We start from the raw sequence: 26171 nt of genomic DNA, 5'->3' as shown, positions 1-26171 counted from the left end.
TATCCATATGTCTATGCTACCTTCTAATAACTATATAACCACTAACAACCCGTCTATTTTCAGGCTTAATTGAAAAATAATAGGTATCATCGGGCAATGGGTTTCCGTTTTGGTCAACACCAGCCCAGCTATTATCGTAATTAGAGTTTTTGTAAACCAATAGTCCTCTCCTATCAAAAATTAGCAACTCTGTTTTTCCCAGACTTTGAATTCCCTCCAAGATAAACTTTTCATTTTTACCGTCAAAGTTTGGCGTTATTAAGGTAGGTATCACTAGATCATTTACTGTTATTGTTAAATAATATTCAGATGAAGGACAGACCCCGTTTGACACAATCCATTTAAATATGTTATCTCCGATTTGCAAGTTTGAAATGGTGTTTACCGGGTTGGTATCATCACTAAATATACCATTACCAGATACTACTTCCCATTTACCTTTTTCCAATTCCCCAAGGGGTTCGGCTTGCGTTTCAAATGTAAACATATAATCTAAGGTCAAATTACCTCCCGCATATGCGATAGGCTGCCTCAAGGGGTGAACTATTACGTCATCTTGATTCGTACATCCATATTCGTTCGTAAGAATTACATGGTAAGTTGTTGTTTCCAACGGCATGGCCACAGGATTGCTAATATTTGCATTGTCGAGCGAAAATTCGGGTTCCCAAGTAAATGTACCATCCCCTGTCGCTTGCAGCTGAACTTCATCCCCCAGGCAAATCATCGTATCGAGCCCTGCATTCACATGGGGAACTGGATTAAACACAACCTCTACAATATCGTGCGATTCACAAACATGGTTAACAATGGTCCATTCAAATTGGTAAGACCCTGTTTCTCTTGCATTTACTTCAGCATTAGGATCTTGTGCATTGGGGCTGAAAACTACTTCCGCTGGACCGTCTAGCAATCTCCAGGTACCTGCACCTGCGTCACTATCCGCATTTAAATTGGCTTCGAACCCGCAAACAGAAAAATCATCACCTGCAAAAGCAGATGTACCTTCAAGGAAATTGACTTCAATCGAAGCCATATCCGAGCAAGGCCCATTTTCCTCGGTCCAGGTAAATTCATACATGCCAAATTCATCGACGCTGACTTGTGCATCTGGAGAATTAGCATCCGGTGTAAAAACTGCATTACCAGGTCCGGATGACATAGTCCATGCTCCGGAACCATAACTTGGTGTTGCATTTAGGATATAACGCAGCCCGCAGTTATTGCCACCCAATCCGGCATTTGCTTGCGGAATTTCAAAAACCGAAACGAGAGCACTTCCTTCTTGCTGGTTAAAACAGGAGTTATTTCCAGCTTCACTCACACTTACCAGTTCGTATAAATAATCTCCGGCATTATCCGTTGGTACATCTATAGCAACACTATTTCCTTCCTGGGTAGTTATAACTTGAACGCTACCTCCGTTTATCGTATACGTGAATGTGTATGGAGCTACTCCATTTGATGCGGTTAGGGTGATTTTCGGTGGGGTATCTCCTCTACATACTGAAGCAGTACCAGTAATTGAAGCCAATGGCAGATCTTGGACTGTTACTGATGCAGTACCAACTACATTATTCTCGCAACTAATGCTACCTCCGTTATCCTGTACACTTATCAGGTTATATTCAAATACGCCTAAGCCAGCTGTAGGTGCCAAAACAGAAACGCTATTACCTTGAACAGTTGTTACAGAACTAACATCTCCTCCATTAATGGAATAATTAAAGGTATATGGGGCAGTACCTTCAGAACCTGTAAACATTATTTCGGGAGGTGCTTCGTTCAAACAAACAGTTGTTGTTCCTGAAATCTCGGCTTGAGGTAATGAATTGATTGTTATTGTTGCAGTTCCGGTTTGGCTTCTTTCACACTGTGATGCACTGGCATCTCTAACACTTAGTAATTCATAAACCAACTCACCTACCACATCGGTTGGAACATCTACGCTGGTCTCTTCACCCGACGTGGTGCTAACACTCAGCGTTTCCCCTCCGTTAATGCTGTAGAAGAATGTATATGGCGCTGTACCATTATCGCCTCTAAAAATTACTTCCGGTGATTCACTTCCTTCACAAACCTGAGTAGTTCCAATAATGGTTGCGGTTGGTAAAGAATTAACAACAACCGTTGCGCTACCGCTTTGCGATTGCCCACAACTCGATGGACTAGAATCCTCAACCCTTAACAAAGAATAGGTATAAACACCTTCCTGATCAGTAGAAACAGATATTGATGCTGTATTACCGTTTGAAGATGTAATCGTCTGTTCAGCTCCACTATTTATGGTGTAGGTAAAAGTATATGGGGCAGTACCCAGTGCTCCTGTAAACACAACCGTAGGATTATTGTCCGAATAGCAAACGGTAGCTGTACCGCTTATTTGAGCAGTTGGTAATGTGTTTACTGTTATAGTTCCTGTTGCAATACTATTGGCACAAGGACCGGAGGCTGTTGCTGTAAAGTCAAAAGTACCGGCACTTATTGGAATTCCACTAATAGTCAAATTACCATTTTCAAATACACCGTTAACCCCGGTAGGAAGACCAATTACGGTAGCGTTTGTAACAGATCCATCTATCGTATATACAATATCCGCTATTCCGGAGCCTATACACACGGTTTGATTATCATTGGAGGTCGTTAAAGAGATAGTCGCATCCGGGTTAACGATTAGAGTTCCTGATGCTGATTGTGCAATACAAGAACCTACAGGATTAACTGTATAGTTGAATATACCTGAAACAGTTGGTGATCCACTAATGACCAAATTGGGTTCAACGATAGTTCCATATACACCATCAGGAAGCCCGGAAACAGTTGCATTTTCAGTACTACCATCCAACTGAAACACTATATTCTCAACAGGTGTGTTTATGCAAACCGTTTGATCATTGTTAGAAGATGTCAAGGTAACTATAGCGTTAGCGTTTACTGTTATTGTACCCGTTGCCACCACCTCAGAACAGATACCGACTGTAACCACCGTATATTCAAAAACCCCCGATTGTGAAGGTGTTCCATTAATGGTTATCACATTATTATTGTAAGTTCCGCTTACCCCGGTTGGTAATCCGTTTACCGATCCACCTGTAACATTTCCACTGATGGAATACCTTATGGCGTCAATTGAATTATTTACACAAACGGTTTGCATACTGTTATTTGACGTCAAATCAATAGTGGCATTGGGTCGCACACTGATTATTCCGGCAGTTTGCACGTTACCACATGAACTGGTCGCCATAGCTACATAATTAAAAGTACCCGTTTCTGTAGGTGTTCCCTCAATTGTTAATATACTATTGCGATATTCCCCTGTTAAACCAGCGGGAAGCCCTGTTACGGTACCTCCACTTCCACTTCCTCCCACATTAAATGTTATCGGTGTCAATGGACTATTTAAACAAACTGTCTGATTGCGACTGGAGGAAGACAAGGTAATCGCTGGGTCGGAAGTAACCCTTATTGTTCCAATTTCTGTTTCTTGAATACAGGATCCGCTGGCTCTTACTGTAAAGTTAAAGTTTCCGGACACCGATGGCGTACCGCTTATGGTTATTACGCCACTATTGTATGTCCAGTTTACTCCTGATGGCAGTCCTGAAACAGTACCTCCAGTACCGCTGCCTCCAACAGTTATTCTAATTGGGCTTATCGCTTCGTTTATACAAACTCCTTGGTTACTGTTATCAGTTGTCAGTGTTAATGTTGCATCAGCTGTTACTGTTAAGGTACCATTTATGCTTGCAAAGGGACATGGATCAGAATCTGTTGCGCTGGCTGTATAATTGAACACCCCTGAAACCGTTGGGGTTCCGCTAATGGTTAATAAATCTGTATCATCATTATATTCATATGAAATTCCCTCAGGCAATCCAATAACACTTCCATTTGTTGCACTACCTCCAATTACATAGGCAATGGGTTCAATAGCTCCATTTATACAAAGAGTTTGATTATTGTTATTTCCTGATGTTAAGCTTATCGTTGCGTCAGGCCGAACTGTAATAGTCCCATCCGCTACAGCTGCAACACAAGTTCCTGTTGCACTTGCTGTATAATTAAATGTTCCAGCAGCGGTTGGAGAGCCACTAATTGTTAATATACCTTCATTAAAACCAAAAGTTAATCCTTCTGGCAACCCTACCACAGTGCCACTGGTAGCACTTCCTCCTATTGCATAAGTAATATTACTGATCGGATTGTTGCGACATACTGTTTGTATATTGTTATTGGTTGATGTAAGACCTATCGTTGGATCCGATCGAACTATGATAGTTCCGTTCGTTGTTAACACATCGCAATCCCCTGAAGTATCAACCGTATAATTATAGGTTCCGGAAACATTTGGTGTACCACTGATAGTAAGAACTCCCGCATTAAATGTACCTGTAACACCGGTAGGAAGTCCTGTTACAGATGCACCTGTTGCACTTCCTCCAACTGCAAAAGTAATATTACTAATAGCAACATTTCGACAAACGGATTGGTTTTGATTGTTAATTGACGTAAGCGTTATTGAAGGTGCAGGCAATACAGTAATTGTTCCCGTTGCTGTTACGTTGTTACAGCCGCCGCTAGTGGTTACCGTGTATGTTCCGGATTCGGTTGGTGTTCCCGTTACCGCGAATACCCCACTGTTGTAGGAACCGTTCAGTCCGGCAACACCGGTTACCACGCCGCCCGTAGCATTAGCAATGTTATAGGTAATAGCCGAAATAGCCGTTCCGGGGCACATGCTTTGAGAATTGCTGCCCGAGGCGGAGGTCAGCGTAACTGTCGGCTGGGACCTCAGGGTCACCGTCCCGGTAGCTGATAGGTCGGTGCAGCCGCCGCTAGTGGTTACCGTGTACGTTCCGGATTCGGTTGGTGTTCCCGTTACCGTGAATACCCCGCTGTTGTAGGAACCGCTCAGTCCCGCGACACCGGTTACCGTGGCACCCAAAGCTCCGGAGATGTTATATCTAATGGGTGTTACAGTCGTTCCGGGGCACACGCTTTGTGAATTGGTGCCTGAGGCAGAAGCAAGCGTCACCGTCGGCTGGGGCCTCAAGGTCACCGTACCGGTAGCCGATACGTCGGTGCAGCCGCCGCTAGTGGTTACCGTATAGGTGCCCGACGCTGTAGGTGTCCCCGTTATCGTGTAGGCACCGTTGCTATATGTTCCGCTTAGTCCTGGAACACCGGTTACTATGGCCCCCGTGGCGTTCGCTATGTTATAGGTTATGGGCCCTATGGCCGTACCGGGGCACACGCTTTGTGAATTGGTGCCCGTGGCAGAGGTCAACGTCACCGTCGGCTGGGACCTCAAGGTCACCGTCCCGGTAGCTGATACGTTGGTGCAGCCGCCAACAGTGGTTACCGTGTATGTTCCGGATTCGGTTGGTGTTCCCGTTACCGTGAATACCCCACTGTTGTAGGAACCGCTCAGTCCGGCGACACCGGTTACCGCGGCACCCGTGGCATTGGCAATGTTATAGGTAATAGCCGTAATTGCCGTTCCGGGGCAAACGCTTTGTGAATTGGTGCCCGACACGGACGTCAACGTCACCGTCGGCTGGGGACTCAGGGTCACCGTCCCGGTAGCCGATACGTCGGTGCAGCCGCCGCTAGTGGTTACCGTGTACGTTCCGGATTCGGTTGGTGTTCCCGTTACCGTAAATACCCCACTGTTGTAGGAACCGCTCAGTCCAGCGACACCGGTTACCGTGGCACCCGTGGCATTGGCAATGTTATAGGTAATAGCCGTAATTGCCGTTCCGGGGCACACGCTTTGTGAATTGGTGCCCGACGCGGAGGTCAACGTCACAGTCGGCTGGGGACTTAGGGTCACCGTCCCGGTAGCCGATACGTCGGTGCAGCCGCCAGCAGTGGTTACCGTGTATGTTCCGGATTCGGTTGGTGTTCCCGTTACCGTGAATACCCCGCTGTTGTAGGAACCGCTCAGTCCCGCGACACCGGTTACCGTGGCACCCGTGGCATTGGTTATATTATAAGTAATAGCCGTAATTGCCGTTCCGGGGCACACGCTTTGTGAATTGGTGCCTGTGGCAGAGGTCAGCGTCACCGTCGGCTGGGGACTCAGGGTCACCGTCCCGGTAGCTGATACGTCGGTGCAGCCGCCAGCAGTGGTTACCGTGTACGTTCCGGATTCGATTGGTGTTCCCGTTACCGTGAATACCCCGCTGTTGTAGGAACCGCTCAGTCCCGCGACACCGGTTACCGTGGCACCCGTGGCATTGGTTATATTATAGGTAATATCCGTAATTGCCGTTCCGGGGCAAACGCTTTGTGAATTGGTGCCCGACACGGAGGTCAGCGTCACCGTCGGCTGGGGACTCAGTGTCACCGTCCCGGTAGCCGATACGTCGGTGCAGCCACCACTCGTGGTTACCGTGTACGTTCCGGATTCGGTTGGTGTTCCCGTTACCGTGAATACCCCGCTGTTGTAGGAACCGCTCAGTCCAGCGACACCGGTTACCGTGGCACCCGTGGCGTTGGCAATGTTATAGGTAATAGCCGTAATTGCCGTTCCGGGGCACACGCTTTGTGAATTGGTGCCCGAGGCGGACGTCAACGTCACCGTCGGCTGGGGACTTAGGGTCACCGTCCCGGTAGCCGATACGTCGGTGCAACCACCACTCGTGGTTACCGTGTACGTTCCGGATTCGGTTGGTGTTCCCGTTACCGTGAATACCCCGCTGTTGTAGGAACCGCTCAGTCCCGCGACACCGGTTACCGTGGCACCCGTGGCATTGGTTATATTATAAGTAATAGCCGTAATTGCCGTTCCGGGGCACACGCTTTGTGAATTGGTGCCTGTGGCAGAGGTCAGCGTCACCGTCGGCTGGGGACTCAGGGTCACCGTCCCGGTAGCCGATACGTCGGTGCAGCCGCCAGCAGTGGTTACCGTGTACGTTCCGGATTCGGTTGGTGTTCCCGTTACCGTGAATACCCCGCTGTTGTAGGAACCGCTCAGTCCCGCGACACCGGTTACCGTGGCACCCGTGGCATTGGTTATATTATAAGTAATAGCCGTAATTGCCGTTCCGGGGCACACGCTTTGTGAATTGGTGCCTGTGGCAGAGGTCAGCGTCACCGTCGGCTGGGGACTCAGGGTCACCGTCCCGGTAGCCGATACGTCGGTGCAGCCGCCGCTCGTGGTTACCGTGTATGTTCCGGATTCGGTTGGTGTTCCCGTTACCGTGAATACCCCGCTGTTGTAGGAACCGCTCAGTCCCGCGACACCGGTTACCGTGGCCCCTGTGGCGTTGGCAATGTTATAGGTAATATCCGTAATTGCCGTTCCGGGGCAAACGCTTTGTGAATTGGTGCCCGACCCGGAGGTCAGCGTCACCGTCGGCTGGGGACTCAGTGTCACCGTCCCGGTGGCCGATACATCGGTGCAGCCGCCACTCGTGGTTACCGTGTACGTTCCGGATTCGGTTGGTGTTCCCGTTACCGTGAATACCCCGCTGTTGTAGGAACCGCTCAGTCCGGCGACACCGGTTACCGTGGCCCCTGTGGCGTTGGCAATGTTATAGGTAATAGCCGTAATAGCCGTTCCGGGGCAAACGTTTTGACTACTTGATCCTGTAGCTAAATTTATAGTGGGCGCCGCTACTCTTGTTATGTAATTGGTTTTAGTCTCTACGTATTCCCCATCGGTATCACGCATGGTTAAAGTAACTGTGCTTGGTCCAGAGCCAGTGTAGGTGACCTCGTGAGGTCCTTCACCTATTAAATTTGAAGGAGTAGCTCCCGCTCCAAAATCCCAGGTGTAAGTTACAATTCCAACTCCTCCAGTTGAAGCATTGGTAAAAACTACAGAATTAACTGTGCAAACAGTTGTATTGTTAGCATTAAAGTCTGCTGTTTGTCCAATTGCATTAACTGATAAAACAAACATACATACTAACAGCAGGTTTGATTTATTCATTCTGCCAAATATTTTATTTATTAGCTTCAATTGAAAATCAGAATTCATAATTTGAATGTAACGAATGGGTGCAGGATATTTTTTTGTACGAATCAGATATGGAATTTACCCAAAGATAGAAACACTACCTTAGGGTTTTATAGAAAGCAATTTGAACCTCTTTATTGTTCATTCCTGGCATGTCTCCGACCCGTCAGTCCCACTTTACAGTGCCTAACAAAGTAATACTTTCTGGTTAGTCAGTATGCGGACAATGGCTTTTCATTATAGCGAGAAAAATATTCCAAAAGGTATCCAACTAACAATAAACACAAATGTGTACCCGCACTTGAACTTTAACAAACTTAACTAAAAAAAGGTGTGTTGATCTTCGAATTTGATAAACGACCTAAATCTTTATTCAAAGCATGATTTTATTACACAAAAGGTGTTTTTATTAAGAAAAATCATCTGGTTTTATATGAATATTAAATAACTTAATATTAAGATCTTTCTTTCATCAAAACCTCGAAAACTACTTTATATTGCATAGCTATACCTAGCCAGCTGTGGGACTTCTCTAACTTTTTAAAAGCTTTATGTGTTTTAAGTGATGCTTCATCCTTATGTTCATAAAAGTATTTAATCTTCTTCTTTAAATCTTCCACATTTTCTGATTCGAATAAAGTAAGTTCATCATTCGAAAAAATAGCCGTGTTCGCGGGAATATCACTGCAAATAACCGGCACCTTTACCGATGCGGCTTCAAGAAGCATAATAGACATGGCTTCATACAGAGTTGGGTATACAAAAACTTCTGCATTTGCTACCAGTTTAAGCAGCGTACTCTTCTCCTTAATCATGCCTAAAAACTCAACATTTAGTCCTGATGAAAGCTCTAATATTTGTTTTTTATACTCAGCGACTTGATCCAGGTTTCCCGCAATTTTAATCTTATTTGTAAAGTTTATGGCTCTTAATGCTTGTAGCAAGATATGTAAGCCTTTTGATTGTATAATCCTTCCGGCGGCAAACAATAAATAAGGTTCACCATTATTTGAATGCACTTCCAGTTTAGCCGCTTCCAGATCCACACCATTAGGAATATACATTATTTCTCTATTATAATGCTTTTTATATGTCCTCTGCAAGGGCTCGGATACGGCAGTAAACGTATCCGCCAACCTAATCGCTATTTTTTCATTTATCTTAAAAAAACAATTAACCCAATTGGACCACTTGACATGCTCTTGTGGACGTGCATGAGATGTTAAAACAACTCTATTGCGCAACTTCAACAATGGTAGAATAAAGGCCCCATCGGTATGGTGCAGGTGCACCAAATCATGCTTTTTGCAGAAAAGCACATACAGGGCACATCTTATATAGTATACAAAAATATTTAACTTAGATATGGGAAATTTCTTAAATATGATTTGGCGAACATCGCCTAACTCAAAACCCTTATCCGCATGTGTTTCAACCGATAGCACCGTGAATCTGAATTCTCCTTTTAACCGGTTAATAATATTTTCCCCAACCGTAGCGGCTCCTCCGAAACCTGGTAATCCCTTTAATCCAATAACTACGATCGTAGGTTTTTTATGAAGACTCTGTTTCATCAGTTTTAAGTTAGATATGAGACTTAAAGATAGACGATAAGGGTCAAACGACTACATGCACAACTTACTCCGCTTAAGCAGAAGATACAATGAGTCACAGTGATCTATCCTCTTAACCTCATAAAATTAATAAATGGCATTAATTTCACGTAAACCTTTTCCAAAATGGTAGAACTGGCCAACAATTCTTTTAATTTCCTTATGTCCCTATCGCTTAACGGATTCACATTAAGAACCAGAAATACGTATAACAGAAAAAACACGACACTTCCCATCAACCACCCATGTGCACTTTCCCAAAAAGAAGAAAAGGGTATTAAAAAGACCACCATTAACAACGCAATCAACCCATACTTGCTAAAAACGCCTCTTGTATAGCGTATTGGCACATACCTTCGGAGCATAAACAGCATAAAAATATTCTTTAGGAACTCTCCAACAACAGTTGCAACCGCTACACCAATGATTCCGTATATTTTCATCAGGTAAATACCCGCTACAATGCTGAACACCGCTATGACTCTTGAATATAAATTAATCTCCAACCGTTCTTTTAGTTGAATGACCAGATTAAGCGGATAAAAATAACCGTTCAGTAAAATTCCAACTAAAGTAATACAAGAAACCCAATAGGCCGGCAAGTATTTCTCTTCGAACACGTTTATGATAACACCTTTACCAAACAACAAAAAGTACAGCGCCGGTAACATAAACAAAGGCACCAATATCTTAATTGAGAACATGTAAAATTCGTTGATTTCAAGATCACTTCCTGACTTAGAAAACCGTTTAAAGAATACAGGCTTTAAAATTGACTCAAACTCCCTGAAAGGAAGAATCTTATAGAACATCTCGAATATTTTAAGTGCAAACCCGTATAGTCCTATATAAAATGGAGACGACATGGCAGCTATGATATAATGATCGCTGGTTTTCCCGATAATACCATAACCCAATTCCGAAAAAAATGACAACAAATAAAATCGCAATACCCTCCCTTTGATCTCCTTAAAGTTTCCATTAGACTCGTTATTGTCTCTTAAAAGGATTTGTTTAAATATTTCGCGGATTACATAACACACAAAGACTATTGAAACAAAGGCCTCGATATACAAAAGCAAATTAACCGAAATTTCATTCAGTAAAACAAGATAGGCTGTGGATCTGAAAGCAACAACCAATATACCGGCTTTAGCACTGAGTGGATGTTTTAAAAAAGAAGCAATAATCGTTTCGGAAAGAATCTTGAGGGCATAACAAAATGCAAAAACAAAAAAAGCATTTATATGCGTTTCAAAGCCGGTTATATTAAAAAACCTGGCAAATACGTCTTTAAAAGATAGGAGAGCAAATGAAAATACAGTAATTAATACCATGGACAGTATTAATGCGAATCCCAACATTTTGCGAACAACAATCACGTTACCATTTTCACTAAATTCCGGAACATAACGGAGCAAAGCATTTTTTATGGGACTTGTAATAAACAACTGATACACAAAAAACAACCCAAATAAAAATGTAAAAGTTCCATAAGTATCAACCGGTAACTTTCTAATGACTAAAACCGTAGCGATGAGACCTAATATTTGGGTAATAACTTTACTCGCATAAACCCACATTGTATTTTCAACCAATTGCTTTTTGTGCGATTCTGCCATAAATCCTATTTCACCAAGTTCTTACGTCTGTACTTCCTATTTCCAACAAGGCATCGTAACATATACTTTAAGTATTCAAGTTTCAATGCATGTTCTATCTTCATGGAGCTCGATTCAACTTCCACCCGCTGCAAATGATTATTTATCGTATCCGGTCCCATGCCCCTTACCCCAAATGAGATGTCGCATTGACCTTTAATTGCTTCAAATAATTCAACCGGAATATTATGATCACGCAATGGGAAAGCAAACACCTTATAGTTAACATCATACTTCTTGGACACCCATTCTATACTTTCAAGGGTTTGCCGCAGCTGTTCATTAAAGGAAATTTCGTCATAGTTTGGGTGATCCATGCTGTGCCCGCCAAAATAAAACCCCTCCTCCATCATTTTCTCGATTTGATCACTGCTTAGATAAATCGGATGGCGATTAAGGTACTTGTCGATATCAATTTTAAACAACGCTGAAAGGTCATTCAGCAAAGATGAATTTTTATAACAAATGGAATTCACATTGTCGTAAAAATTTCGCGAATACATTTCCTGCTCGGCGAAAATTGTTTTCCAATGCTTCTTTTTCTCTTCAACCTCGCGTGTTGTGACGGTATGTAGAATTAGATTCTTTTTTCGTTGGTAGTGCAGTTCTTTGTTGTCGATAAAACAGGGATTTATAAAAACAGCCGCAGAAATATCATATTTTATTAAGACGGGACGGAATTTGTCATACACCACCCTTAATCCGTCATCAAATGTCAGCAGCACACATTTTTTTCCTAACTTTCTAGTGCCCGCCACGCCTTCCAACACTTCTTTTAATGAAACGAACCGATAATATTTTTTTAAGAATTTGATATCCTGCTCGAACTCTTCAACGCTACGATAAATGTTTTTGTTAATAACAGGATCGGGATCAGCATTATTTATACTATGATAGTTAATTACCAACAAATCACGATTGGCAAACTGTCGTAACATTTTAAATGGCAATATCCCGGCAAGCGGGCAGAAAAGTTGTTTTAGGTTTTGTCTTAGTTTTTTCAATTTGAAAGGCAGATGAAATTAGTCACCAACAAAACTAATCATTCAAATCAATTATACACACTTTTTCAGTTTGTTCGTTGGCGATAAGGTTCAAATTTTTGTAAGTGTATAAAATACAATGGGGTGCCCATTTATAACGGACACCCCACATTACCCAGACAAAATAAACAAACTAACCTATTAATCGTTTAGAAACTTCGTCCCAATTAATTACATTCCAGAATGCACTGATATAATCAGGACGTAAATTTTGATATTTTAAATAGTAGGCGTGCTCCCAAACATCCAATCCTAAAATAGGGGTACCTTTAACTTCGGCAACATCCATCAACGGATTATCCTGATTTGGCGTGGAACTCACCACTAAACTTCCATCATCTTTTTTTACCAGCCAAGCCCAACCTGAACCAAAACGGGTCGCAGCCGCTTTTGAAAACTGATCTTTAAACGCATCAAACGATCCAAAATTCTTTACTACCGCCTGAAACAAGTCTCCAGATGGTATTCCTCCACCGTTGGGTGACATTACCTTCCAAAATAAATCGTGGTTATAAAATCCGCCACCATTATTTCTTACCGCCACTGAATGCTTTGAAACATCCTTTAATATATCTTTAATAGAAAAAGAGGCTATATCAGTTCCCTCAATAGCAGCGTTTAGGTTTTTGGTGTATCCCCCATGGTGCTTCGTATGATGAATCTCCATAGTACGGGCGTCAATATGCGGCTCTAAAGCATCGTAAGCGTAATTTAATTTTGGTAATTCAAATGCCATAATTGTTTTCGGTTATGAATGTGATACAAATTTATTTCTTATTTAGATTAAATCAAAACAATTTAATAAGATTTTTACATCTTTTTTTCCGCTTTGTTAAAATCAAGGGTAAAACACCACCCAAAACAAAATGTTTAAAAAAAAATAAAAATATTATCTTCGACTCCCAAATTAATTAAACCGGCGAGGCCAGAACATATCATTAAGATTACGCAGGATATGATCATACTTCCAATTGTATTCTTAGTATTACTTTTTACAAAAACAACTGACATACAGTGCATAAAGACATACTTAAATTATCCGTTCCCAATATTTTAACCAATTTAACGGTTCCCTTATTGAGCATGGTGGATTTACACTTAATGGGATATTTGGATTCTGAATTATTTATGGGAGCAGTTGCTTTAGGTGGCGTTATCTTCAATTTTGTGTATTGGGGGTTTGCTTTTCTTAGGATGAGCATTAGTGGGATAGCAGCACAGGCTTTTGGCAAGAAAAGCAATCGGGAAATGGCTATGGTTTTGTTTCGCGGTATGTTAATAGCAATTGTGGGCAGTTTAGTATTGCTGATCTTTCAGGCTGGTCTCGAGAAACTAAGCTTTTGGCTATTGGACGGATCGCAGGAAGTTAAGGAATTAGCCCGAAACTATTATTACGTAAGAATTTGGGCGGCACCAGCCGCTATTTCGCTAATGGTGATTAATGGTTGGTTTTTAGGAATGCAAAACGCGTTGTATCCTATGATTATTTCAGTTTTGATAAATATTGTCAATATAGGATGCAGTTTTTTCCTGGTACGCGAAATAGGCATGGAGGAACGAGGTGTTGCTTTGGGTTCGGTAATTGCTCAATATACCGGCCTGGTACTTGCCATCATTTTATTTCTGAAAAGATACAAAGAAACACTTCACTACCTTAACCTGAAAGCCGTTATGGTAGCCAAACATTTTAAGGGATTTTTAAATGTGAGTGCTGATATATTTATCAGAACCTGGTGCGTTATTGCCGTTTTTACTTTTTTCACCTCTAAATCTGCCAGCTTCGGAGATATAGCGCTGGCTGCCAACAGTGCCTTATTACAGTTTCTTTTTCTGTTTTCGTATTTTTTAGACGGCTTTGCCTATGCGGCGGAAGCTATAGTGGGTAAATACTATGGCGCCCGTAACAAAAGCAAACTTGTAGAAGCTTCGAGAAAACTTTTTTATTGGGGCATCTTTTTTGGCTTGTCGTTTACCTTAGCTTATTATAGTGCGGGAAACCAACTTTTAAAACTGTTCACCAATAAGGAAACCGTACTAAGCGAAGCTTCGCAGTATATAATATGGCTTGTGTTTTTACCTTTGGCCAGCTTTGCTTCATTTATATGGGACGGAATTTATATTGGAGCAACAGCTTCCAAAGCCATGCGAAACACCATGCTCATTTCATCAATTCTGTTCTTCTTTGCACCTTATTATATATTAGCCGGCTATATTGGAGTACATGCATTATGGTTGGCCATGTTATTATTTATGCTATCAAGAAGTATTTCACAAAGCCTTTTAGCTAAAAGTGCGGTTTTTGTTAAAATTAAATAATCTTATTATATATCGAATCAAATTTGGCTTATCTCCGTAAAGAATATTTCAATTGTAATGTTGTATAGTTTTATATTTCATGGCTCAATAGAGTGAAATAATACTTGTTGGTGAACAATCAAAATTTGTCACTTGTTTAAAATAAACATATCCTCCGTATGAAAAAAACCATAAGTTCAGGCCAATTTTATATATTATTTATTGCCTTATCCCTGATTGGGTGCAAACCTATCGATAAAACTATCCAATCAGATACATCATCAACCCACCCAAAACCTAAATTTAGAGGTGACGAAATAGGTCATAACGAAACCTTGGTCACCGGTCATTTAACTATTGCAAACGGGGCCGAATACTTTGTTATTGATACCATCCATATGCGAGGAAGTTCCGCCCCTGTTATTTCCGAAGGGGAGAAACTAGTAATTAAAAGCTATGTAAACACCAAACCAAAGGCCTACAAAACGGTTAAATGTATTTTAGTTAACAAAGTAAGGCCATATCACGATTCGCAATCTTGGAAATTAATATTAATCTCCCAACAATAGCAAAAACACCCTGGAACCTAACGTTAATAATTATTATCCGCTTGTCTAATTTAAAAGTATGAAAAACAGATCTTATATTTTACTTAGCGTCGCAAGTGTTGCCATTGCTGCAACTGTTGTCTTAACCAACCGCCATGTAACCCGCAACCACATTAAATTACCTCCAAAGGTTAGGTCGTCACACTCGCCAAAAGCAGCGGCCCAAACCATTAAAAACAGGGAAGCCTATTTCTTTCATATGCTTAGGGATCCGGCAGTGAATAAAATACCTAATGGTATCAGGAGTAAAGAACTGGCACTTTATTCTTCACTGCCTAAAAGCACTTTAAAAAGCGGTAGCGCGGCTTATGACTGGAGCGAAGCAGGCCCCAATGATGTTGGGGGTAGAACGCGGGCTTTGGCAATTGACACGCGTAACTCGAACATTGTTATTGCGGGAGGTGTCTCCGGCGGTATCTGGAAATCGACTGACCAGGGAGAGAGCTGGCAATTAAAAAACTCTCCTGACGAAACATACTCGGTAACTTCCATATGCCAAGACACCAGATCCGGACAAGAAAACAATTGGTATTATGCCAGTGGGGAATTTAATGGCAACTCTGCCGATGCAACGGGATCTTTCTATTCAGGTTATGGGATATACAAATCTACAGATAATGGTGAAACTTGGAATATCGTTTATGGCAGCAATACAGCACCTTTTGAATGGGACAATATAAGCGATTATATTTCAAAGATAAAAGTAAACCCTTACAACGGAGATTTAATTCTGGCCGCCCATAGCTATGGGTTAATCAAATTATCGGAGACGGACGGCACATATTCGTTAAGTGGCGAATTAGGTGGAGGTAACGACCATGTTTATTGTGATTTTGACATTGATTCGCAGGGAAACATTTTAGCCGTTCTATCCGAAGCAAACTTTAACGAGGGTAGCACGCCGGATAATTCGCCCGGAGTATATTATAAGCAGTTCAACGCGACTGCCTTTTCTCAGATAGATGCCAGTTCAACAACATTCCCTTCAACACACGATAGAAGCGTAATACGATTCGCACCATCAAATACAAATATCGGTTATGTATTTACAAACATTGACGAAACCAACATATCGTTTCATAAAATAGATCTGACAAATAATGAACTGATAGACAGGACGGCGAATTTACCAGCCTTCGATAGTAACAATGGAAAATTAGGACCACAAGCCAATTATAATATGACTTTGGCGGTAAAGCCGGATGATGAAGATTTTATTATCATCGGAAACACTTCTCTATTCCGATCCAATGATGGTTTTGCATCCTCTCCTACCAAAGATTATAGTTGGATTGGGGGATATGAAACAGATGGTGGTAATGGTCAATATACAAATCATCATGCCGATTGCCATATTACCATTTTTGATCCCAACAACAATGATGCTGTCTGGAGCGGTCACGATGGAGGCTTGAGCTATGTTGCAGATATTACACAAAACACTACGGCCAGCTCGTTAATGCCATGGATTGATAAGAACAATGGCTACAATGTTACGCAATTTTATACGATTGCCGATATCAATACTGCTGACGATGATCGCTATATAGGTGGAACACAGGACAACGGGACACCTGCTTTTAGGTACAACACTTCCACTTCCGGCTCCGAGAACATTAGTAGCGGGGATGGCGGTTATTGTTATCTTGGTGCCAACTATGCTTATGTTTCATCGCAAAACGGTACGGTGATACGGACAAATTACGATGCCCAAAATTTTCCGATAAACCCTTTTGGTAATGATGGTGCGGAATGGTCCTTTGTTGTACCGGCTGACGCTACCGGACAATTATATATCAACCCGTTTGTCATCAACCCTAATAACGAAGAGGTAATGTATTATGCGGCAGGAGAAAACGTATGGATCAATAAAGCAATTGAGGATATTTTCGATTTTGATAATTCCAATATGTCAGGATGGTCTGCCCCAAGCGTTTTGGACGTACCGGGCTATACGGTAACAACCATGGCTGTTTCACAATCTCCGGCAAATGTGCTTTACTATGCTGCCTACGCCGAATCGGGCAATCCGTTGGTTTATAAGGTTGAAAACAGTACTGTCGATGAAGGGAGCCTGGTTAGGAACGACATTTCAATAAACGAAGCCAACTCCGGATCGTACCCTAACTGCATTGCCATTAACCCGCGAGACGCCAATGAAATAATCGTAATTTTTTCAAACTACAACGTCCCCAGTATCTTTTATTCTTCAGATGGAGGAGTTAATTACACACAGATCGACGGTAACCTTAGTTATTCGGTTGTTACTACAGATCCTACCGCTTCCGATGTTTCGGTTAGAGGTGCAGCCATTTTGAATTGGGACGATGAAAAAACCTATTATATTTCAACCAGTATTGGCCTATACAAAACACAAACACTCAATGGTACCTCTACGGTTTGGGAAAATGTTGCAACAAACAATCTTGGAAACGTAGTATGCAACATGGTAAAAACCAGCGATCTGGATGGTAAAGTAGTAACTGCCACTCATGGAAGAGGAATTTTTGTTGGTAAGCCTTCTTCAGGCACAGGCTTTAGCCCTGAGTCAACAGCGAAGAATAATTCATCATTTACGGTTTACCCAAACCCCAGTGATGGAATGTTTAATATTGATGTAAAAACTGCATCTGGCAGCAACATGTTCATCTCTATTCTCGACAACAACGGACGTATTGTTTTTGAAAACAAATTTAATTCTCAGGAAGAATTGAACTCGTATCAGTTTAATCTTACCGATGTAAGTGCAGGCATATACATCATTAAGCTTAATCTTGATAACCAGGTTTATGCTCAAAAAATTAGCATTCGATAAAATAAATAAAATAAAAAGAGGGTAAGGCCTTCCCCGACCTTACCCTCACATAAACATAACCAATATATTAACCTAACCTTTGACAAAAATTGATTTAATGATGTGCTGTGCCATTTTCGGATTTTCTTTTAATCTTCGCGTTGAATATCCAAACCAGTCCTCACCATAAGGTACGTAAACCCGCATTTTATTTCCATTTCCTACAATACTGTTTCTCAGTTCAGGTGTTACCCCGTATAACATCTGAAACTCGTACATATCCTTAGGAACCTGGTATTTTTCAATAAGCTTATTGGCTCCGTCTACCAATGCCTTATCGTGTGTTGCAATACCTACATACACACCTCTAAAAAGCAACTTATCTAGTAGTTTGAGGTAATTTTCATTTATCTTCTTTCCATCCTTAATTGCGATTTCCTCCGGCTCATTATAGATTCCTTTGCATAGCCTGAAATTTAAAGGTGACTCCGGTGTATGTAAATTTAACAGCGCATCAATATCATCCGCTGTCCTTTTTAGATACGCCTGCAATACCAACCCCACACTTTTCGGAAACTCTTGTTTTAATCGTTTGTACAATGTCAATTCCAAATCAACACATGCTGAATCTTCCATATCGATTCGTACAAAATTGCCGTATTTGGCAGCCAAGGCAACAATGGTACGAATATTTTGATAACACTTCTCGGGATCTATCAATAATCCAAAGCTTGTTGGTTTAAGGGAATAATTACCATCAATTTTGGCATTTTCAAATGCTTCGATAATTTGCAAATATTGATCCCTATTAAAGCTAGCCTGCTCCATATTCGTGATAAACTCCCCGAGCAAGTCCACAGTAACACATACTCCGTGCATATTCAGGCTTTGAGAAGCCTGAATGGCATCTTGCACGGTAACTCCTGCTATATATTTCTTAGAGAATACCCATATAAACTTCTTAGGAAAATAGGGTACTACCGTGGCAACTGCTTTGTTAATCATATCCATTATTTTCATCAATCGCTTATTATTAAATTTATGAGTACAACTACATTTTTTTTCAAATCGATTGATATTGTTATCCAGTATAAACTTCTACTTTTTTACATTCCGAAAAAATGACTATTCTCATAAAACCCTTACGTACAGGGTAATCCTGACATAAATCATATTTAAAAAGACAATTCACGAATCAGAATATACCCATTGCCAAAATATTTACAGATTTAACCTCACCCACTTTTTTATTATCATAATCTACTGAAAATGTGCGTATAAAAGTTTTTATCACAAAAAAACATCTATTTGTCAAAACTAATTTGGATATACTACGTAACAAAGGGAACACAACATATAAATTAACCACGGTGATCAATCAACACAGCACACCATATCGCCTGGGGCTTTGCATTATTTTGTTCACTCTGATTTACAGCTTCAGTTTCGGACAAGACTGCACCCATCTTTCAAAAGGGAACGACATTCACCCCATTGGAAAATGTGCCCCGGTAGATGTAGATTGGGAGGTTACGTATTACGGCGTAAATGACAAAGGCACAGCGACCATACAAATACAGTACGATTGGGACGATGGCACCCCGGTTGAGGTCATTGATGCTACCTTGATTAATGCCACCGAGAGGGATTGGCAAACAACCCATAGCCATACGTATCCCAACACAGGTAACCAGTGCAATTATCATCCGAGAGTGGCTTTGGTTGTTAATGGAGTTGTTTGCACCAGTTCCGAACAGGAACAGATTGTAACAGTATGGGACACGGACGACCAAAACGGGGGCTATTTAGCCATCACTCCCGATCCTAAACCAATTTGTGTTGGGAACGATGCTCTTTTCCATTTTGAAGATGTAAGCCAGTGGAATTGTACTCCACCTGACGAAAACGATGTGATCAACAATGCCGACAGGTGGGTTCAATGGATCTACGGTACTGGGGGAAGCACAATTGCCAATGCCCAGGTAGATGGTTCCGTAAGGGCTTACCCCTGGTCAGGATCGATAGATTATATGCCGGGCCCAGTTGAGGCACCTTCTGCTCCTTACAATACAACACTGGATATTTACATTCCAACGGGGCATCCGGTTGGCGCTTTTTTTGAAGTAACGCTTCGCAACTGGAATGTTTGCAACCCTTACGATGCGGACCTGTACGACGGTCTGCCTCCTGCCGACCCTATCAACGGTGATTTTCCTCCGGTGACCACAACAGCCCAAGCCATTATTGTGGATTTACCTGATGCTTCAATTCATCCGGTAGCAGCTGTTTGCGAATCGGAAGATCCCTTTTTATTGATTGCAGCTGACGGAGGTGGACAATGGGCAGGCCCGGGAATTAGTGACCCCTGGAGTGCTATGTTCGATCCCGAAATAGCGGGCCCCGGAACACACTCTATTACCTATTCTATTACCGATGGCAATGGTTGTTCCGATGTAGGTACTGTAAACATTCAAGTACTGGAATCACCCAAAGCAGATATCGCACAAGGGGATACAACCCATCTTTGTCCCGGGGTTGCAATCGGGCTCGATGGTAACCCCAGCTTGGGAACTGCGCCGTATACACATTCATGGAGTGGCCAAACCGGTAGTTTAAGCAGTACCAGCATCGTCGACCCGGACTTTACAACAGCTACAAGTGGACAATATGAACTTATTTATCGCGTGGAAGACCAAAACACCTGTTGGAGCAGTGACACCATAATTATGGATGTTCAGCAAGTTAACATCAGTATTACCAATAACAACATTGAAGTATGTTTAGGCACGAACATTACACTAGATCCACAGCCATCCGGTGGTTCCAACGCTTACATATTTCATCAATGGACAGGAACCAGAACGGACAAGTTATCTGCAACTGATATTCAATCACCTGTTTTCACCGCCGATGAAGCCGGCACCTTTCAATATAATTATACCGTCAGGGATACGCATGGCTGTCAGGATACCAAAACAATTACTATAACAGTGGATGCTCAACCTATAGCCAATGCCGGCAACAATATTGACGAATGTGGTTTACAAACCATTCTTACAGCGATGCCAAGTATAGGAACAGGAAGCTGGAAAACCGTCAGTGGCCCGGGTAACCTGGCATTTTCGTCATTCAGCTTACCCGACCCAAATGTTGTTGCCGATACTTATGGCACTTACGTAGTAAGATGGATAGAAGAAAACAACGGTTGCGTTGACTCGGCCGACATCAACCTTTCTTTCACCGAAATACCATTACCTGCCGTTATGGAGGACAAAGACACTTGTGGTTTGTCGATACAATTAATTGCGTTCAAACATGTTGGAACCGGCAAATGGACAAAAGCCGAAGGAACAGGAACCGCCAACTTTAATAACGACGCATCGGAAATTACAAATGTTACCGTAGACACACCTGGAACCTTTAAATTTGCCTGGAACGAGGATAACGGCAATGGATGTGTTGGTGGAGACACTGTTGAAATCAATTTTTTCCAGCTACCGGATGCGCAAATAACCCCTCCTCCAGCCGTGGGCTGCACTCCGTTGGAAATAGAATTTGAAAACACTTCAAGCCATGCGGACAATTATTACTGGGACTTTGGAAACGGAATCATTTCGAACCTTGAAAACCCACAGCTGGTATTTACCAACAAAACACCAGCTGCCGTTGATTACGAAATCACATTAATTGCACGAACCCTAAATGGATGTGCAGATACAACTATCCACTCCGTTAAGGTAGCCCCTACTCCAATTTCTTATTTCGAGATAGATGAAGCAGTGGGATGTACACCTTTGGAAAGCAACTTCACCAACAAATCGCAAGGAGGAAGTGCTTATGAATGGATGTTTGGTGATGGCACAGACACAATAACTTCAGAAAATGCTGCGCACCTATTCATTAACCCCGAGTCGTATACACAATCATTTGAGGTACAACTTGTAACCGAAAACGCTTTTGGTTGTACCGATACTTCCGAATTGTACACCACCGTTTATCCAAGACAGGAATTTAACCTTTCCGCTAATCCCGACAGCGGATGCTCACCTTTAAACGCAGATTTTGTGGCTGACATAGGAGCCTTTAAATACGAATGGGATTTTGGAGATGGAAATCTTGTTACAGGAGGAAATGTAAATGCAAAATTGTTTTCAAACAATAACCAGGTAAAAGAAAAACATAAAGTAACCCTTTACACTACCTCCGGATTTGGGTGTTTAGATACTGCCGAAGTAACGGTAACCGTATTGCCGTCTCCCACTGCTAAGTTCGTTCCCAACGATTTTGCCATCTGTTCTCCAAAGAATATTCTTTTTGAAAACAATTCGGAAAACACAATTAAATCCTATTGGGAATTTGGCGATGGTGATAAAGCTTCGACTAGCGACACTGAAAACATTGAACACACATTCACCAACGACACATTCAGTCCACTTAATTACCGGATACGATTAATAGCTGAAAACAGTTTTGGCTGTAAAGATTCGTTGGATGGGTTTACTACCGTTAATCCATCCGTACATGCCGATATCAGCGAAGCGGTGACAGACTGCGCTCCTTTCGAAGCCAACTTTGCCAATAATTCAACCGGCGCAAACAGCTATCTTTGGGACTATGGAGACGGAAATACCTCAGCAGGAGTCTTAGGTCAGAATATATTTGAAAATGCCACAGACGAAGAATTAACTTTCGACGTTCAGATGATAGCATCTTCTCCCTATGGATGTTCAGACACAGCCTCGGTAGAAGTGAAAGCACTACCCAGCCCAAACACTTATTTCGAACCCAACGATTTTTCGGTATGCTCTCCCAAAAGCGTAACATTTACAAACTATACCGAAAATATTGTAAGCTCAACCTGGAACTTTGGCGACGGTACTTCAGCTACCATGACAGGGAACGAAAGCGTAGACCATATTTATTCCAACGACCATTATACGCCAAAGGAGTTTAAAATTAAACTCCTCACCGAAAACAGCTTTGGATGTAAAGACTCGATGGAAGGCTATACAAGTGTAAAACCCAATGTGGTGGCTAAAATTACGGGAGACAGCAAAGGATGTTCGCCTTTGGAAGTCAGTTTTGGTAACGAGTCGGAAGGAGCCAACGATTTTATTTGGGATTACGGTGACGGAAACACTTCCGAATCGTACCTCGGACTGAATATGTTTAAGAATAATACGGATGCCGACATTGAATACGATGTGAGTATGATTGCCAATTCACCTTATGGATGTAGTGATACAGCCTACACAAAAGTTACCGTTTATGCAACTCCAAATGTTGATTTCAGTGTTGCACCACAAGAACTACAGATGCCGGAATCGACCATAGAAATTAACAATTTAACCCAAGGAGATATTTGGGAATATCAATGGGATTTTGGAGATTCAAATACCTCAACGGAAAGACAACCCAACAGCTACACTTACACGGATTACGGTGAATATGATCTTTCCCTTCGGGTTTATTCCGATAAATGTGAAAACACAATTAAAAAAGGAATTATCATTATTGCCGGCCTGCCAACGTTGGAATATGGGCCACCCACCGAAGGATGCCCTGCCTTAAAAGTAGATTTTTACAGCAATGCGACAAACGTTGAAACCTATCACTGGGATTTTGGTGACGGAAATATCTCTGCCGATCCTAATCCCACACATATTTATTATACCGAAGGAACCTATACTGTGACCCTTACTGTGGAAGGCCCCGGTGGCACAACGATAAAAGATGATCTTAAGGTGGAGGTCTATCCCGAACCTACAGCATTATTTGATGTACGCCCTAACGTAGTTACCATTCCGGGAGAAGGCGTAACGTTTGTGAACCAATCGATGGATGCGGATAGTTACCTTTGGCGATTCGGTGACGGGCAAACATCTACCGACGAAAACCCGGTTTACAACTATACTTCCGCAGGCAATTTCGACATCACCCTGGACGCCGAAAACGAATTTGGCTGCACCAACTCGTACATTCAATACCAGGCAGTAACAGCCAAGGAGGGCGGAGAAATCACTTTTCCGAACGCGTTCACCCCTAACACTTCAGGGCCCGGAGATGGCAGATATGACCGTACCGACAACAACAATTACATCTTCCATCCGGCGATTCAAAAAGGAGTGGTTGAATATAAACTCCAGATTTTTACCCGATGGGGTCAGTTGGTGTTCGAGAGTGAAGACATCGAGGTGGGCTGGAATGGATATCACAAAAAGCAGCTCTGTTCGCAGGGCGTGTATATATGGAAAGTATCCTGTAGGTTTAGTACGGGCCAGTTTAAAGTGTATACCGGAGATGTAACCTTATTGAGATAAACCGGGATGCATGCCTGCTGGCAAAAGGCCCTGAGGGTAAAATAAGTTTTATATAATAATTAAAGAATATTGCTCAGGTTAAAGAGGTTTCAATAATTTTAAACAGATGAATAGATTTAAAACATACCTATTATTTCTAATCATCGCTATAAGCGGTATGGTAAATAGCACTATGGCTCAAGATCCGCATTTTTCGCAGTTCTATGCTAATCCGCTGTATATGAGTCCGTCTTTAGCAGGCTCTACCGATGGTGGCCGATTAATAGCTAACTACCGAAACCAATGGCCAGGGATACAAAACGCTTTTGAAACTTATTCCATCTCATTTGACAACTTCTTTCAAGGTCTAAATAGCGGACTTGGTTTTTTGCTATATCAAGACAAGGCTGGAAGTGCCGGCTTAACCACAACTAATTTTGCCTTTCAGTACAGCTACAATCTGGTAATTAACGATGAATGGCAATTAATTCCCGGACTGCAGTTTACCTACGGCGATAAGACTATTGACTTTAACAAACTTATGTTTGTGGATGAAATGCAAGGTTTAGGAGGATCAGGATCCTGGAGCAGACTAAACAACGAAAAAGCTAACTACATAGACTTTGCCGCCTCGGCATTTCTTTACAGTTCGAAATATTGGTTTGGGATAACGGTAGACCACTTAGCTCAACCCAACTATTCCTTTTTAAACGAAGAGATGAGAATGCCTTTGAAAACAGTTTTGTTTGGAGGGGTAAATATCTGGAACGAAAAAAGACGTCTAAAAGGTCATGCCAGATCTTTTTCATTAAGCTATAGACTGCAACAACAAGCTCAGGATGTTCAAATGGATTTGGGCGTATACTGGTTTAACGATCCGATAGAGATTGGAATCTGGTACCGCGGACTTCCGTTTATATCAACGGAAAACAGCTCAAGCATTAATCAAGATGCCATAGTTGCATTACTGTCGTATAAATATGGACCACTCCGTTTTGGTTATAGTTACGATGTTTCCATATCCAGTTTGGGATGGAACTCTCAAGGCGCCCATGAACTATCGGTAATATTTGAGTTTAACCAGAGAATGGGTTTACGGCTTAACGGTAAGCGTCCGGCATTACCTTGTTCCGAAACAGCGAATCCTTTATCAAGTACGAGCCGAAGCAAATATAAACGCAAAAGGCGAAGGGTGTTTTAGTGGTTGGTGAACCGGTGAGTTGATGAGAGGTGGGAAATGAAAGGTGTTTGGGATTCAACAATCAGTAATCGGTTTTTTTTAGGAATTGACATTCAGTGATCGATACCGGTTCAATTAGTCATTGGTCAATGATTTTAAACAGTTACCAATCAGACAATAGATTTTAAGTTAAAAGACTTCGTAATAAAAAGGGCCCTCTATCGAAGGCCCCCTAATACAAATCATACTAACCAAATCAATTATGCAATCTCAACCAATCGTGCCGGTTTTGGTTTCACTTCTTCCCTCTTGGGAAGTGTAATTCTCAATACACCGTTTTCGTAATTTGCAGCGATTGCTCCATCATCTACTTTTTGTTTAGGTACCGCAAAGGTTCTGGTAAATCCGGCATAGTTAAATTCTCTTTGTGTGTATTTAACGTTTTCTTTACTTTCTTCTTCCTTAGCCGAAATGGTCAGTTTACCATTATTAAACTCGATGTTGAAATCTTCTTTTTTTAATCCGGCTGCCGCCAATTCAATTAAATATTGATCGTTGTCGTCGATAATGTTTACGGCTGGGATAGACTTACTTCCCGAATACAATCCGTTTTGGTTCATAAAAAAGTCACCACCCATAAAATCATTTAATAATGAATCTAAATTTCTGTTTGTTCTTCTAACTAGTGTCATAATGAAATCCTCCTATT

At 41.9% G+C, this 26171-nt stretch carries 12 protein-coding genes; 5 read left to right on the top strand and 7 right to left on the bottom strand.

The annotated features are described in order from the left end of the window. Positions 1-16: 16 nt before the first annotated feature. The 5 genes from ACT29I_RS11180 to ACT29I_RS11160 all read right to left on the bottom strand — a co-directional run bounded on the left by ACT29I_RS11180 (position 17) and on the right by ACT29I_RS11160 (position 13022). The gene (locus ACT29I_RS11180; protein ID WP_444793454.1) at positions 17-7942 is read right to left on the bottom strand and encodes a T9SS type B sorting domain-containing protein; all 7926 of its coding nucleotides are present in this window, start codon (positions 7940-7942) and stop codon (positions 17-19) included. A 482-nt stretch (positions 7943-8424) separates the two neighbouring features. Further along, on the bottom strand, positions 8425-9543 hold the full coding sequence (locus ACT29I_RS11175; protein WP_444793453.1) for a glycosyltransferase family 4 protein: 1119 nt from the start codon (positions 9541-9543) through the stop codon (positions 8425-8427). 104 nt (positions 9544-9647) lie between these two features. Further along, complete coding sequence (locus tag ACT29I_RS11170) at positions 9648-11204, bottom strand: lipopolysaccharide biosynthesis protein (RefSeq protein WP_430936040.1); 1557 nt, start codon at positions 11202-11204, stop codon at positions 9648-9650. Between the two features lie 5 nt (positions 11205-11209). Next, positions 11210-12247 carry a polysaccharide deacetylase family protein gene (locus tag ACT29I_RS11165; RefSeq protein ID WP_444793452.1) on the bottom strand — a complete coding sequence of 346 codons (1038 nt, stop codon included), beginning with the start codon at positions 12245-12247 and terminating at the stop codon, positions 11210-11212. Positions 12248-12419: 172 nt separating this feature from the next. Further along, positions 12420-13022 carry a superoxide dismutase gene (locus ACT29I_RS11160; RefSeq protein WP_430936044.1) on the bottom strand — a complete coding sequence of 201 codons (603 nt, stop codon included), beginning with the start codon at positions 13020-13022 and terminating at the stop codon, positions 12420-12422. Between the two features lie 278 nt (positions 13023-13300). On the opposite strand from ACT29I_RS11160, the gene ACT29I_RS11155 reads away from it, so the two are divergent. The 3 genes from ACT29I_RS11155 to ACT29I_RS11145 all read left to right on the top strand — a co-directional run bounded on the left by ACT29I_RS11155 (position 13301) and on the right by ACT29I_RS11145 (position 18004). Further along, positions 13301-14602 carry an MATE family efflux transporter gene (locus tag ACT29I_RS11155; protein WP_430936046.1) on the top strand — a complete coding sequence of 434 codons (1302 nt, stop codon included), beginning with the start codon at positions 13301-13303 and terminating at the stop codon, positions 14600-14602. Between the two features lie 158 nt (positions 14603-14760). Further along, the gene (locus tag ACT29I_RS11150) at positions 14761-15150 is read left to right on the top strand and encodes a hypothetical protein (RefSeq protein WP_430936048.1); all 390 of its coding nucleotides are present in this window, start codon (positions 14761-14763) and stop codon (positions 15148-15150) included. Between the two features lie 58 nt (positions 15151-15208). Beyond that, complete coding sequence (locus ACT29I_RS11145) at positions 15209-18004, top strand: T9SS type A sorting domain-containing protein (RefSeq protein WP_444793451.1); 2796 nt, start codon at positions 15209-15211, stop codon at positions 18002-18004. A gap of 72 nt (positions 18005-18076) precedes the next feature. Here ACT29I_RS11145 and ACT29I_RS11140 read toward each other — a convergent pair whose 3' ends face one another. Then, the gene (locus tag ACT29I_RS11140) at positions 18077-18988 is read right to left on the bottom strand and encodes a proline dehydrogenase family protein (RefSeq protein WP_430936052.1); all 912 of its coding nucleotides are present in this window, start codon (positions 18986-18988) and stop codon (positions 18077-18079) included. A 365-nt stretch (positions 18989-19353) separates the two neighbouring features. On the opposite strand from ACT29I_RS11140, the gene ACT29I_RS11135 reads away from it, so the two are divergent. Both ACT29I_RS11135 and ACT29I_RS11130 read left to right on the top strand, forming a co-directional pair. Further along, complete coding sequence (locus ACT29I_RS11135; RefSeq protein WP_444793450.1) at positions 19354-24303, top strand: PKD domain-containing protein; 4950 nt, start codon at positions 19354-19356, stop codon at positions 24301-24303. A 106-nt stretch (positions 24304-24409) separates the two neighbouring features. After that, positions 24410-25483, top strand: coding sequence for a PorP/SprF family type IX secretion system membrane protein (locus ACT29I_RS11130; protein WP_430936056.1), 1074 nt, complete (start codon positions 24410-24412; stop codon positions 25481-25483). Between the two features lie 239 nt (positions 25484-25722). On the opposite strand, the gene ACT29I_RS11125 is transcribed toward ACT29I_RS11130, so the two are convergent. Beyond that, a complete protein-coding gene (locus ACT29I_RS11125; protein ID WP_430936058.1) occupies positions 25723-26154 on the bottom strand; it encodes an Hsp20/alpha crystallin family protein in 432 nt (143 codons plus the stop codon). Between the last annotated feature and the right edge of the window lie 17 nt (positions 26155-26171).

The organism is Saccharicrinis sp. GN24d3 (genome assembly GCF_052400645.1).
In the GTDB taxonomy this organism is placed as follows: Bacteria; Bacteroidota; Bacteroidia; order Bacteroidales; family Marinilabiliaceae; genus Saccharicrinis.
This window is presented reverse-complemented; position numbering and strand designations above follow the sequence as displayed.